The following is a 12565-nucleotide window of genomic DNA, read 5'->3' on the forward strand; positions in this document are numbered from 1 at the left end:
CGTTTTATAGTGGGCGCGTGATCGCGCCCAGGTGGTCCAGGGTGAGTGTCAAGGTCGTCCACAGCACGCGTTCCGTGTCGGCTTCGAGCGTGGGAGCGGGCAGCTCGAGCGAGTCGGCCAGGGCGCGGATGCGGTCGCGCTCGAGCCACTCGCCGAGGTCCATCGCAGGCGCCAGCCGGCCACGCTTCGGACCGTGCACCAGCCGCTCCGGCAGGTGCAAACGTCCGCCGAGTTCGCGCAGACACTGCTTGTTCGGATCGGGTGGAATGCTGGTCAGATGCGCGACGACGTTCGGGTCCACAAACGGCGGACACAGGCTAACCGACGCCGCCCCGAACAACGCGTTGCATAGCGGCAGATAGTTGGCGGACTGATCGCGGCGCAGCACCTGGTCGGCGCCGTCGCCGGTAATGGCGAGTTCGATGCCGTCCTCGGCCATCGCTTCGGCCAATAGCAGCTTCGCGACCGGGTGCAGGTTGAACATCGGTTCTTCGACAATGTGCGTCGCCCTGGGCAGCGCGGCAACGAAGTCGGCTTCGCTCACCCGCACGATCTTCACGTTGGCCTGCATCTGCGTCGCCAGTTCGAGCGCGGCGTCCTCCTCGCAATAGTCGGGCATGCCGGTTGCCAGAATGTACGAGGTCACGTGCCGCTGTGCGCCGAGTTCGCGCAGCAGTGCAAGCAGAAGCGCGGAGTCGAGACCGCCGCTCAAGGCGAGTGCGACGCGCTTGCCGCTTTCGAGCGCACGTTGCAGCGAATCGCGCAGCACGGTCTCCAGATCGCTGGAGACCGGTTGGTTGAATGCGTCGCGTACTTCGAGGCCGAGCGGCGACTGGAGCAGGGCATGGCCGGGCGGAACGGCCAGCACGTCGCGCAACACCGTGCGTGCGACGGGGCGAGCGCCGCTTAGATAGCCGGCGATAGCGGCCACGTCGGGTTCGCCGGCGGCATGCCCCGATGCCAGGAGTACTTGCCGGATGCTGGGCGCCCACGTGCCGCTGCGCGGATGGTAGAGCAGGCGCTGGAAGCCGAAGAGATCTCGCGCGCCGACTATCATGGATAGCGCGCCTTCAAGGCGTCCACTTCAATGCGCCGCATGATGCGGTGGGGCGCCTGCGGCGCACTGCCGCCGTAGCAATGCATGCAGGCTTCGAGCGGCGCTTCGCGTTGCAGATAGGCTAGCAGCGCATCGAGCATGCCGGCGTCGTCGCGCAGCGGCAGACCGTCGGAGCGAAAGTTGCGCTCGCCCTGGTACAAGGTCTGAAAATGCGCCGGGCGCGTACAGGTATAAAACATGCCGTCCCGGATCATGTGACATCGTTCGCGAATCCAGCAGTCGTGATAGATGCGCTTTGCCTCGGCGATGTCATCGGATGGCTGCGTGCGGGTCATGCTCGAGAACGCGTCCTGTATCTTCCAGTTCAGACGCACGTCGAAGCGTGCTGCCTGGGCTTCGATGTGCGCGATCAGAGCGGGCGCGAGCGACGGCTTCGGATAGCGCGAGATGGTCAGCGCATCGACCGCTTGCCAGAAATCGTCCGTCATGTCGCCGAGTTTCAGGCCATTGGTCGTGATGGAGACCACCGGCGCGATACCTGTCGTGCGCACGCCCCGGATCACGTCGACGAGTTGCGGATGCAGCAGCGGTTCGCCGCCCACCAGCTTGAAGACGCGCGGATTCAGCACCTTGACGGCCTTGCGCAGGTCGTCGACAACCGACTCGGGCGTCGCATACCACGTGGGCAGCAGCGGCGACAGCGAACAGCATTCGGCGCAGGTCAGATTGCAGTGATCGACGATGTGCGCCTCCAGCGAACGCGTCTCTACGCGTCCTGCGGACACGCGATAGTGACGGTCCATGGGCGGTGGAAAGACATGCGTTCGTCCATCGGGCGACGTCGTGCTCACGGGAGCGTTCAGGTTCATGGGCGTCCTGCGTCCAGACAACGGGAAAAGAAATCGATCAGGCGGCCGCGCGCGCCGAGCATCGTCGAGACCATCTTCATCGCGCCGTGCAGATGCGAGGCGAAGCGCGGTGGATCGTTCAGCCAGCCTTGCACGACCCAGCGCTTGAGGGCGTGCTGCAGACAGGCGGCATCGACGGCCCACGCGATCCGGTCGGGCTGCAGCGGCCGGACTTGCAGATAGGCGCGTACGAACGCCACGGCGAGCTCTGGCGCTTCCAGCGGCAGATGATTAAGACAACGCACCACTTCGAATTCGCGCGGCGCACCGATTGCCGCTTCCCAGTCGAGGATGACCGGCGGCAGGGCGCCGTCGAACAGATAGTTGAACTGGTTATAGTCGTTGTGGATCGGATGCTGCGGATCGTCGGCGGGAAAGGCGTCGATGCTGCCGGGGTAGTGCGCGTCGAGCATGCGCAGGCACGCATCGACATACGTGCGTAACAGCGCCGCGTCGCCCTCGGGCGGCATGCGGTCGAGGGCGTCTAGCAGGCTGCGGCGGATGTCGTCGGCGTCGATGGCAGTGAGGCGCGCGCGAATCGTGTCGAGCGCCGGCAGCGTCAGCCGGTCGAGGCTCAGATGCAAGGCCGCGAGGCTCGCACCGAGCGCGCGCCACTCGGACGGCGTGAAGGTGTTGTAAGTGCGGAATTGCCCGGTTTCCCAGCGTGTGAGCATCGCCTGACCGTCGAAGCCGGTCCATGCCGGTTCGCCCGCTGCCGTACGTTGCAGCGCCTGGACGCGAAAGCGCGCGTCGCCATGCGTCGCCAGATGCGCGAGGACGGCGGCTTCCTTGTGCGCTCGCGTGTGCTGCTCGACGGTGTAGAGCTTGACGGCGAGGTCGCCGCTTTCGGTCGGCAGATGCCAGACGCGCTCGCTGATGCGGCGCGCGGGCCCGCTTTGCTTCAGCGCATAGGACTCGCAGATCGCGTCGAAGGTGGCGCGGGGTGGCTGGTCCATTCAGATCTGCTCGGCAGGGCCGTAGCGATACGGATGGCCGCTCAGGAACGTGTTGTGGCCGACATAGCGCAGCTTGTACATCGCCGGACGGAACAGCACTGAGGGATCGTTGCGGGCGATGCCGAGGAGCGGATACAGATCGCGGCGGACGAAGAAGGCGTTATTGCCCATGTCGTCGCAACACACCAGTTCGTAGCCTTTGCGTTTGGCGAGATGATGCAGCGATTCCAGGCTGGCTCCGTAATAGGTCGAGCCGTCCCATTCGTGCTCGGGGTTGAAGCACATGACCCAGCGCTCGGGCGGCGCGTAGTACGGGTTGTATTCGACGACCACGATGCGCGGCTGGAAGGCTTCGATGCCCTGCCAGACCCAGTAATCGTTGCCGTCGATATCGATCGACAGCAGATCGAACGCTTCAGGCACGCCTGCATCGACGAGCAATCGGTCCACGCTGTCCGGCTGGACGCGTTCATGGCGAAGCTGGACACCATCGGCACTGCCGTAGTTCGCCTTGAGTTTGCCGTAACGGTAGTCGCTGCCTTCGACCAGCAGCCCTTGCCATCCGCCTTCACGCAGCAGTAACGCGGTGTTGCTGTTGCGCATGCCGTCGCTCGCGCCGATGTCCACGCAGAAGCGGTTGGTCGGCGCAATCCGCTCCATCAGGCGCGCGAGAATGGGTTCTTCGCTGCCCTGGGCGTACAGGCTTTGAGCGAGACCCGACAGGTCGAGTGGGACAGCGGAGTCCTGCATGGCTGGTTGCGCGGCAAAGAGAGTTTTTGATCGAAGGGTAATGTACCCGAAATCCACTGCAGTCACGACCTCGGCGCGACCGCGGCCGCCGCCTGTATGCCGGTTGGATAGGGTCCATCGCCGCTGCGTTACGTAACGCTCGCCTGCGCGTACCGGTTACGACGGCCGTCGCGTGGCCGGATGCCATCCATCCGGCTAGCGGTGAAAGCGTTTTCGTCGATTGGATGAGGGCGGTTGACGTTGGCACGGAGTTCGCTTACTGGGAGCGCCACTTCCATTCGACCTTGCCTTGAGAAGAGACCGTCGCCGATGCCCGACCATAGCTTCGCCAAACCGCTCCTTAAAAACGCTGTGAAGCTCGTCGTCTGGGATCTGGACGAGACCTTCTGGAACGGGACGCTATCCGAAGAGGGCATCACGCCCATCGCCGAGAATGTCGAGATGGTCAAGCAACTGGCCCGCCGCGGCATTATCTCGTCGGTCTGCTCGAAGAACGAACCCGACCGCGCGTTGGCGGCTTTGCGCGAGCTGGACGTGCTGGATTACTTCGTGTTGCCCAGCGTGAGCTTTCAGCCGAAGGGCAGGTCGATTGCCGGCATTGTCTCGGCACTCCAGCTCCGGCCGGACAACGTCGTCTTCATCGACGACAATCCGTCTGTCCTCGCGGAAGCCGGCTACTGTTGCCCAGGCATGGTCTGCCTGGAGAGTCCACATCAGCTTGCTGCGTTGATGGACAGTCCGTTCCTGCAAGGTGCGCCCGACAGCGAGCTGACCCGGCTGCGGCAATACCGCCTGCTGGCCGAGAAGCAGAACCTCAAGCAAACAGAGGGAGGCAGCGACGAGCGCTTCCTGCGCGCGAGCGAGATCCGCATCGAGATCGACTTCGCGGTTGAGGAGAACATTGAGCGCATCGTCGAGCTCATCAATCGTTCAAATCAGCTCAACTACACGAAACGCCGCATCGAAACCGAAGAGGCGCGCCGCCGTCTGCTTGCGGACCTCCGGGCCTTCGGTTTCAACGCCGGCGTCGTGCGCGTCTGGGACAAGTTCGGCGACTATGGCATCGTTGGCTTCTTCATGACGCTGGCCACCTTGCGCGAGTATCGACTGGAGCACTTTGTCTTCTCGTGCCGCATCATGAATATGGGCGTGGAGCAGTACGTTTATGAATACCTGAACCGGCCCGGCATCGAGATTGTCGGTCCGGTCGCCAATCCCATTGAAACCTTCGCGAGCGTGGACTGGATCAAGGACGGTTCGCGCAGCGCAGTGATTTCCACGCTGCGCCGGTACAAGCTGGTTGTCGTCGGCGGTTGCGACATGCTTCAACTGTCGACCTACTGCTCGGCCGACTCGAGTGAATTCACGAACCGGCAGCAAAACGGCTTCATGAAGCGCCTCGACGATCCGTTCCTCATCCTCGACGATCCCGAGCGCGTCCGGAAGAGCGAACTGCGACCGTACATCCCCGCCTTCAACGCCGACGACATGCTGGCCCTGAAGCATGCCGCGCAGGAGGGCGACCTGATTGTCCTGTCGCTCTACCGGATGATGGAAGTCAACTACTTTCGCGGTACGGACGGCTTGACGGTTCGGCTCGACGAGGACGCCGTACGCGACATCCTGAAGTCCGAGCTTGCCCTCTGGTTCGTGCGGAATTTCAACTTCGTCCCGTCGAGCAACGAGGAGCGCCACGAGATCATTCGCATGGCCCTTCACACACTCTCGTCCTGGATCAAGCCGGGTGCGAAGATCGTGGTGCTGCTCGAAAACACCCGCAAACTTGAGAACAATCCGGACGAGAAGGCGCTTCGACAGCGCTACAACGCGTTCATCGTCGACATGTGCAAGGCACTTGATAATCTGACCTATATCGACGTCAACGCCGTCACGGGCATTGAGTGGCTTTTCGACGACGGCTTCCACATGCGTCGCGAGGGCTACTACGAACTGGCTCAGGCAGTGACCGGCGTCCTGGACGAGTCCCGGCAGGAATATCAGCCGGCCATGGCTCTAGCCAGCGTCGGTTGAAGTTGGGGCGCACGTCGTACCGGTCGCCCTCAACCCCCATCCTCAAACCGGATCTTTATCCGGCGGCCCCTCGGGCCGCTGCGGCTCGTCGTTGTGATGGCCCGGCGAGGGCGGCGCGAGCGGATCGCCTTCCGGGTCGCGCGTCGGGTCCGCAATGGGGTCGGGGATCGGACTGGTATGCATGCGGTCATTCATGACATCACCTCGCGGGATGGGAGCGGCGCACGGGCGTGCGGGACACGCTCAGCTGCCAGTAGTGTTCGGCGTTAAACACATCGTCATAGCCCTGCGGCCCGAACGCGCGCAACTGGCTGGCGTACGCCGCGACCGCCTCGCGCTTGAGCGACGTCTGGCGCCCGGCGTCGATCGTGTGATCCGCCGACGGATGGGCCGGCGTCGCCACGATGCCGCGTCGCTCCAGATCATCGAGGCGCGCCGCCACGACGCCCGGCTGGCGGCGGTGGATCGCATCCTCATACGCAAACCACGCGAGGTGCGACAGCCGCGGCAGGATTTCGCAGCAGGCGTCGAACACCAGCACGTGATCCGCATGGTGCAGGCCGAGCGGCATCAGCAGCGTATTCGCGGTCGAACGGTAAATGGTTTCTTCGAGCGCCGCCGCCAGCCGGCTGATCGACGGCGAGTCGAGATACTGGCCGTCGCGAAACGGCATGCGCACCGGCACCGCATCGAACAGCTCGAGCGCACGATTGTCTTCCAGCGTACGCGCATTGACCGATTCGTGCGCGCCAGGAAAGCCGGCCTTGCTGTCCCAATCGGTCTGCATATTCTGCTCGGGCGCTGCGGCGAACACGGTGCAGACGACGGCGTCGGAATGGGTGGCGAGCAACGCGCCGCAACTAAAGACGGCGTCGTCGAAGTGGGGCGAGACGATAAAAAGACGCGGGCTGGTTTCGCTCATGGATCGAAATGGGTTCTCGGAGGCGCGCGGGCGGCTGCATCCGGTATGTCGACGGGACAGCGTCACATCAGCTTAGACCGTATTGAAGCCGCTTGCGCAGAAGCTGGCCGTCGCAAGGCGTGTGCCTGACGGCGCCGCCTGAGCTAGCGTCCTGGCTGCGCCGGCGCTGACGCCGACGCGGCGCGCCGCTCACAGGCCGTGCAGATCCTCGGGCGTATCGACGTCGCGCAAAATACCGGGATCGTCGACATCGAGCCGTGCGACCTGATGCGTGGACAGCAGGGCCCGCGCGCCGGTGTCGCCGTCGAGTCTCATCAGGGCGTCGCGATGCTCCGGGCCGAAGCCGACCGGGTGACCGCGCTGACCCTGATAGAACGGCACGACGATCGAGGCGCCGCCGTCGAGCGTGCGCGCGACCGCTTCCACCGTGGCGACCGCAATGCGCGGCATATCGGCCAGCGCGACGATCCAGCCTTCCGAGTCGGCGCTGGCTTCGATGCCCGCCGCGAGGCTCGCGCCCATGCCGCGCTCGGCGTCGCTGGAGAACACCACGTCGCAGCCCGCGTCGTTCAGCATGCGGGCGAGCGCCTCGGAGCCGGGACGCACCACCGCGAGTACGTGCGACACGACCAGCAGGAGTCGATGAGCCGCCTCATGGGCCACGATGCCGCCGTCCGGCATGCGGGCGAGCAGCTTGTTGTGCAGGCCGTCCGGGTCGAAGCGCGACCCGTAGCCGGCGGCAAGCAGCACGCCGGTGGCGAGCGAGGCGTAGGCCATGGGGCGGCACCTGGAAAGGGAATGAGGTCGATTGTGCGGCGCAACCGGCGAGCAGGCAAGCACCAATATGTCGACCCCGTGCGTTCCCGCTCACACCTCCGTCGGCCTCATCACCTTGTCCAGCGTGATGGGCAGATCGCGCACCCGCACGCCGGTCGCGTGATAGACCGCATTCGCCAGCGCGGCCACCACGCCGGTCAGGCCAATCTCGCCAATCCCACGCACCCCGAGCGAGTTGATGTGCGGATCGGGCTCGTCGATAAAGCTGACGTCGAGCGTGCCGATGTCTGCATTCACCGGCACGTGGTACTCGGCAAGATTCATATTGACGAAGCGGCCGTAGCGCGCGTCGAGCAACGTGTCCTCTTCGAACGCGGCGCCGATGCCCCAGACCATGCCGCCCATCATCTGGCTGCGCGCGGTTTTCTGATTCAGGACCCGGCCGACGTCATAGACGCCCACAATGCGCGGCACTCTGATCGTGCCGAGGTCCGCATCCACGTGGACCTCCGCGAACACCGCGCCGAACGAATGCAGTGAATAGTCACTGCGCTCCTGGCCGGGCTTCACGCTGACCACCGCCTCGATGGGCTTGCCGCCGGCGCGCGCGAGAATCGCCGCCGCGGGGTCGCGCAACGACGCGTTCGCCCGGCTGACCACCCAGCCGTTCGCCACGCTCACATCGGACGAATCCATGCCGTGCAGCGGCGAGGCGGCGTCGGCCAGCGCGAGCGAGATCAACTGGTTGCGCACCTGCAGGCAGGCGTCGCGCACCGCCGGCGACACGCTCGCGGCCGACTGCGAACCGCCCGAGCCGGGTGCTTGCGGCAGGGTCGAATCGCCCAGCGCGAAATGGATTTTTTCGGGCGGAAAGCCGAGCGCGTCGGCGGACACCTGGGTCATCACCGTGTATGTGCCGGTGCCGAGATCCTGCGTGCCGGACGCGACCATCGCGGTCCCGTCCGGCAGGATGCGCGCAATCGCCGCGGCCGGGCTACGGTTGGCGGGATAGGTGGCGGTCGCCATGCCGAGGCCGATCAGCGTGTTGCCGGAGCGCATGGAACGTGGCGTCGAAGTGCGTCGCGACCAGCCGAATTTCTCCGCGCCGATCTCGTAGCATTGCCGCAGCGCCTTGCTCGAAAACGGCTTGTTCTCCTGCGGATCGACCTCCGCATAGTTTTTCAGCCGCAGCGCGACGGGGTCCATCTTGAGTTTCCACGCGAGCTCGTCCATCGCGGATTCGAGTGCGAACGAGCCGGTGGTTTCGCCCGGCGCGCGCATGAACGTCGGCGTCCCCAGGTTCAACTGCACGAGCCGGTGCGTCGTCAACTGATTCGGCACCGCGTAGAGCATGCGCGTGACCATGCAGCAGGTCTCGGTCCAGTCCTCGAACGTCGACGTGTTCGAGAAGCTGTCGTGCCGCATCGCGGTGAGCGTGCCGTCGTGGCGCGCGGCGAGCGTGAAATGCTGCTCGGTACGCGGCCGCGCGCCGACCGAACCGAACATCTGCGGGCGCGTCAACGCGAGGCGCACCGGACGCCCGGTCTGCTTCGCGGCCATCGCGCAGAGCGCCACATGCGACCAGGACGAGCCCTTACCGCCGAACCCGCCGCCGATGAACGGCGAGATCACGCGCACGTCGTCGGGCGAGACGCCCAGCGTTTTCGCCACGGCGATGCGCGCCCCGCTCACGCCCTGGGTGGAGTCGTACAGCGTCAGTTGCGGGCCATCCCAATGCGCCATAGTGGCGTGCGGTTCCATGGGATTGTGATGTTCGACCGGGGTCGTATAAACGGCGTCGACGCGCACGCTGCCGCTCGCGAGGCCCGCTTCGAAGTCGCCGCGCTGCGTGTCGGTCTGGCGGCCCTGCGGCGTGATCGGCGCGTGCGCATTCGCCTTGGCGCTGGTGAAGTCGAGCGCGCCAGGCGTGCTTTGATAGACGATGCGCAGTTGCTGCGCGGCGTCGGTGGCGCGTTCGAGCGTGTCGGCCACCACGACGGCAACGGGCTCGTTGCTGTAGTTGATCTGATTGCTCTGCAACAGCGACAGATGACGGCCGGCCGGCGGCGTCAGCGGCGGACGCCCGCCGTTGGGCAGGCGCGGCGCGTTCTGATACGTCATCACCAGCAGCACGCCCGGCAGGGATTGCGCGCGGCTCGTGTCGATCGACGCAATGCTGCCGCTCGAGATGGTGCTCGTCACCAGCACCGCGTGTGCCAGGCGCGCCTCGGGGAATTCCGCCGCATAGCGGGCCTCGCCGGTCACTTTCAGCAGGCCGTCGGTGCGGTCCATCGGTTGACCGACCAGTGGGGCATCCAGGTTCAGGTTCATGCGACACCTCCGGTCCGGCCCGCGGCCTGATTCACGGCGCGCACAATCGAGCGTTGCGCGAGTTGCACCTTGAAGCGGTTGCCGCTGAGCGGCTGCGCTTCGCCCATGGCGGCGGCTGCAGCGGCGCGCAGCGTCGTATCGGTGAGCGGCTTGCCGCTCAGCATCTGTTCCGCGACGCTCGCACGCCAGGGCTTATGCGCGACGCCGCCCAACGCGATGTGCGCAGTCCGCACCATATGGCCGTCCATCTGCAAGGCGGCAGCCACCGAGACGAGCGCAAACGCGTAACTCGCGCGGTCGCGCACTTTCAGGTAGTGGGAGTGGTCGCTAAACAGCGGCGGTGGCAGATCGACGGCGGTGATCAGTTCGCCGGGTTGCAGGGTGGTATCTACCTCCGGACGGTCGGCGGGCAGGCGGTGAAACTCTGCAATCGGAATCGTGCGCTCGCCGCGCAGACTGCTCACGCGCACCACGGCATCGAGCGCCACCAGCGCCACGCTCATATCCGACGGGTTCACGGCGACACATTGCGAACTGGCGCCGAGAATCGCGTGCGTGCGGTTTTGTCCTTCTATGGAGGCGCAGCCGCTGCCCGGCTGGCGCTTGTTGCATTGCGTAAAGGCCGTGTCGTAGAAGTAGCCGCAACGGGTGCGCTGCATCAGATTGCCGCCCACGGTGGCCATATTGCGCAACTGCGGCGACGCCCCCGACAGAAACGCCTGCGAGAGCAGCGGATACTGTTCGCGCACCAGCGCATGATTGGCGGCGTCGCTGTTGCGCACCAGCGCGCCGATGCGCAGGCCGCCGTCAGGCAGCGTGCCGATCGTATCGAGTCCGCGCAGGTGCGTGATATCGACGAGATGCACGGGCCGCTCCACGCCGCCCTTCATCAGATCCAGCAGATTGGTGCCGCCGCCGATAAACATCGTGCCGGGTTGCTGCGCCGCGCGTAGCGCGCTGCTGACGTCGCCAGCGCGTTCATAGGAAATCGCGTCCATGGCCGTGCTCCGTCAGGCGTTGCCGGTGTTGCCGTCGTGCACGGTGCGCACGGCGGCGACGATGTTGGCGTACGCACCGCAGCGGCAGATATTGCCGCTCATGCGTTCGCGGATTTCGTCGTCGGAGAGTTGGGGCGGACGGGTACGGACGTCGGCAGTGACGGTGCTCGCGGTGCCGCTATTGAATTCGTTGAGCAGCGCCGTCGCGGAACAGAGCTGCCCGGGCGTACAGTAGCCGCACTGAAACGCGTCGTGTTCGATGAAGGCGCGCTGGATCGGACTCAGCACGCCCTGGCTCGCGAGGCCTTCGACAGTCGTGATGGTTTCGCCTTCGTGCATCACCGCCAGCGTCAGGCACGAGTTGATGCGCCGGCCTTCGACCAGCACTGTGCACGCGCCGCATTGCCCGCGGTCGCAGCCCTTCTTGGTGCCCATCAGGCCGGCGTATTCGCGCAGCGCGTCGAGCAGCGTGACGCGCGGCTCCAGTTGCAACGCGTAAGCGCGGCCGTTGATGTTGAGCGTGACCGGCTGCGGCGGCTCGGGCGCGCGCACTTCAGCGGGCGATGCAGGCGCCGGCGGAGCGGCCGGCTGGGTCTGTGCATGTAGATGCGGCGCCACGCCGACGGTCGCCGCCGCGGCGGCGGATTGCAGGAAGCGTCGGCGCGAGGGTTGATCGGCAGTGGGGGTGGGTTCTTCGTCCGAACCCGGAGGGACTCGATTCCTGGACATAACGTTCTGTTTGCTCCATGAAAGGTCGATGCAAACCCGCGACGCCTCGGCAGTCCGATGCATGCGCGTACAACGAATCAGCCAGCAATTTCAGTGCCCCGTCCGCGCGTACCACGGCGCTGGCAGGTCGCGCTTCACTATAGTCAATGTAAAACACCATCAACCGCCGTTTACCGGGGCAAAAAGGAAACACAGTGTTGTGCGATACAGGTCAAGGTCTCGCGCAACCACACCAGCGCCGGGTCGGCATGATTGCGCGGATGCCACGCGGCGAACGCCGTGAAGCCGCGCGCCTCGAACGGCAGATCGAAGACGTCGAGCCGGTCCCGATGGCGCGCTGCAAAGCGCGACGGCAGCGTCGAGACATAGTCCGTATGCGCCAGCAATTCGGGCACCAGCGTGAAATGCTGCACCGATAGCGCCACCCGCCGCGTGCGTCCGAGCGCTTCCAGATGCTCGTCCATGAAGCCGTGGAAACTGCCGCCGCTGGTGGACGCGAGCACATGGTCGAGCGCGCAGTACGTGTCGAGATCGAGCGGTGCGGTGCCGCGTGGATGCCCCTTGCGCTGGACCACGACGAAACGCTCGTCGAACAGTTTGCGGGCGCGCATGGTGGCCGGAACCATCCGCTCGGAGCCGATCAGCAGATCGATTTCGCCGCGTTCGAGGCGCTCTGTCGTCGACGGCTGGTCCGCCACGATAAAGGCGATCCGCACGCCCGGTCCCGCGAGTTCAGGCAGGCGCTCCATCAACGGCAGGCCGAGCACCGCGGTGCCGTTGTCGTTGGCGGCGATAACGAAGCGGCGCGTGTCCGTGTGCGGATCGAAGGCCGGCTGATGGCGTACCACCACTTCCAGATTTTTCAGCGCCGCATGCAAGGGCTCCATCAACGCCAGAGCCCGCGCGCTGCGCGTCATGCCGCGGCCGGTCTCAGCGGGGATCAGCAGCGGATCGCCGAAGATCTGCCGAAGCCGCGCGAGCTGCGTCGACACCGCGGGCTGCGTCAGGTGCAGGCGCTCGGCGGCGCGGGTGACGTTGGATTCGGCGAGCAAGGCGTCGAGCGACACCAGCAGGTTCAGATCGATACCGCGGAGATCAATCATATT

General features: G+C 65.5%; 12 protein-coding genes. 1 reads left to right on the forward strand and 11 read right to left on the reverse strand.

Annotation, left to right across the window (positions count from 1 at the left end; genetic code table 11):
- Positions 1-4 precede the first annotated feature (4 nt).
- From P3T42_RS08985 to P3T42_RS09000, 4 genes are read right to left on the reverse strand one after another with little or no spacing between them, the layout of a single operon-like run.
- Positions 5-1057 carry an asparagine synthase-related protein gene (locus P3T42_RS08985; RefSeq protein ID WP_429305788.1) on the reverse strand — a complete coding sequence of 351 codons (1053 nt, stop codon included), beginning with the start codon at positions 1055-1057 and terminating at the stop codon, positions 5-7.
- A complete protein-coding gene (locus P3T42_RS08990) occupies positions 1054-1926 on the reverse strand; it encodes a radical SAM protein (RefSeq protein ID WP_429305789.1) in 873 nt (290 codons plus the stop codon). Before P3T42_RS08990 ends, P3T42_RS08985 begins: the two co-directional genes overlap by 4 nt.
- Complete coding sequence (locus P3T42_RS08995) at positions 1923-2921, reverse strand: phosphotransferase enzyme family protein (protein WP_429305790.1); 999 nt, start codon at positions 2919-2921, stop codon at positions 1923-1925. The genes P3T42_RS08990 and P3T42_RS08995 overlap by 4 nt, the downstream gene beginning before the upstream one ends.
- A complete protein-coding gene (locus P3T42_RS09000) occupies positions 2922-3671 on the reverse strand; it encodes an FkbM family methyltransferase (protein WP_429305791.1) in 750 nt (249 codons plus the stop codon). It abuts the gene before it with no gap.
- A 309-nt stretch (positions 3672-3980) separates the two neighbouring features.
- On the opposite strand from P3T42_RS09000, the gene P3T42_RS09005 reads away from it, so the two are divergent.
- Complete coding sequence (locus P3T42_RS09005; protein ID WP_429305792.1) at positions 3981-5702, forward strand: hypothetical protein; 1722 nt, start codon at positions 3981-3983, stop codon at positions 5700-5702.
- A 42-nt stretch (positions 5703-5744) separates the two neighbouring features.
- On the opposite strand, the gene P3T42_RS09010 is transcribed toward P3T42_RS09005, so the two are convergent.
- From P3T42_RS09010 to P3T42_RS09040, 7 genes are all read right to left on the reverse strand, one after another.
- On the reverse strand, positions 5745-5897 hold the full coding sequence (locus tag P3T42_RS09010; RefSeq protein ID WP_171991595.1) for a hypothetical protein: 153 nt from the start codon (positions 5895-5897) through the stop codon (positions 5745-5747).
- Positions 5898-5901: 4 nt separating this feature from the next.
- The gene (locus tag P3T42_RS09015; RefSeq protein WP_429305793.1) at positions 5902-6624 is read right to left on the reverse strand and encodes a PIG-L deacetylase family protein; all 723 of its coding nucleotides are present in this window, start codon (positions 6622-6624) and stop codon (positions 5902-5904) included.
- A 189-nt stretch (positions 6625-6813) separates the two neighbouring features.
- Positions 6814-7401: a nucleotidyltransferase family protein gene (locus tag P3T42_RS09020; protein WP_429305794.1), complete on the reverse strand. Its 588-nt coding sequence runs from the start codon at positions 7399-7401 to the stop codon at positions 6814-6816.
- A gap of 90 nt (positions 7402-7491) precedes the next feature.
- Positions 7492-9732, reverse strand: coding sequence for a xanthine dehydrogenase family protein molybdopterin-binding subunit (locus P3T42_RS09025; RefSeq protein ID WP_429305795.1), 2241 nt, complete (start codon positions 9730-9732; stop codon positions 7492-7494).
- The gene (locus tag P3T42_RS09030; RefSeq protein WP_074294518.1) at positions 9729-10730 is read right to left on the reverse strand and encodes an FAD binding domain-containing protein; all 1002 of its coding nucleotides are present in this window, start codon (positions 10728-10730) and stop codon (positions 9729-9731) included. Before P3T42_RS09030 ends, P3T42_RS09025 begins: the two co-directional genes overlap by 4 nt.
- A gap of 12 nt (positions 10731-10742) precedes the next feature.
- Positions 10743-11459 (reverse strand): 2Fe-2S iron-sulfur cluster-binding protein, encoded by a 717-nt coding sequence (locus tag P3T42_RS09035; RefSeq protein WP_074294519.1) that lies wholly within the window; start codon positions 11457-11459, stop codon positions 10743-10745.
- A 170-nt stretch (positions 11460-11629) separates the two neighbouring features.
- Positions 11630-12562, reverse strand: a complete 933-nt coding sequence (locus P3T42_RS09040; RefSeq protein WP_074294520.1) for a LysR family transcriptional regulator — start codon at positions 12560-12562, stop codon at positions 11630-11632.
- Positions 12563-12565: the final 3 nt, after the last annotated feature.

The organism is Paraburkholderia sp. GAS38 (assembly GCF_050434965.1).
GTDB lineage: Bacteria > Pseudomonadota > Gammaproteobacteria > Burkholderiales > Burkholderiaceae > Paraburkholderia > Paraburkholderia phenazinium_A.

Excerpts from the sequence above, each read along its gene's own strand:
- P3T42_RS09020 (WP_429305794.1), bottom strand. The coding sequence starts at position 7,401 with ATGGCCTACGCCTCGCTCGCCACCGGCGTGCTGCTTGCCGCCGGCTAC.
- P3T42_RS08990 (WP_429305789.1), bottom strand. The coding sequence starts at position 1,926 with ATGAACCTGAACGCTCCCGTGAGCACGACGTCGCCCGATGGACGAACG.
- P3T42_RS09035 (WP_074294519.1), bottom strand. The coding sequence starts at position 11,459 with ATGTCCAGGAATCGAGTCCCTCCGGGTTCGGACGAAGAACCCACCCCC.
- P3T42_RS09030 (WP_074294518.1), bottom strand. The coding sequence starts at position 10,730 with ATGGACGCGATTTCCTATGAACGCGCTGGCGACGTCAGCAGCGCGCTA.
- P3T42_RS08985 (WP_429305788.1), bottom strand. The coding sequence starts at position 1,057 with ATGATAGTCGGCGCGCGAGATCTCTTCGGCTTCCAGCGCCTGCTCTAC.
- P3T42_RS09040 (WP_074294520.1), bottom strand. The coding sequence starts at position 12,562 with ATGATTGATCTCCGCGGTATCGATCTGAACCTGCTGGTGTCGCTCGAC.
- P3T42_RS09010 (WP_171991595.1), bottom strand. The coding sequence starts at position 5,897 with ATGAATGACCGCATGCATACCAGTCCGATCCCCGACCCCATTGCGGAC.
- P3T42_RS09025 (WP_429305795.1), bottom strand. The coding sequence starts at position 9,732 with ATGAACCTGAACCTGGATGCCCCACTGGTCGGTCAACCGATGGACCGC.
- P3T42_RS08995 (WP_429305790.1), bottom strand. The coding sequence starts at position 2,921 with ATGGACCAGCCACCCCGCGCCACCTTCGACGCGATCTGCGAGTCCTAT.
- P3T42_RS09005 (WP_429305792.1), top strand. The coding sequence starts at position 3,981 with ATGCCCGACCATAGCTTCGCCAAACCGCTCCTTAAAAACGCTGTGAAG.
- P3T42_RS09000 (WP_429305791.1), bottom strand. The coding sequence starts at position 3,671 with ATGCAGGACTCCGCTGTCCCACTCGACCTGTCGGGTCTCGCTCAAAGC.
- P3T42_RS09015 (WP_429305793.1), bottom strand. The coding sequence starts at position 6,624 with ATGAGCGAAACCAGCCCGCGTCTTTTTATCGTCTCGCCCCACTTCGAC.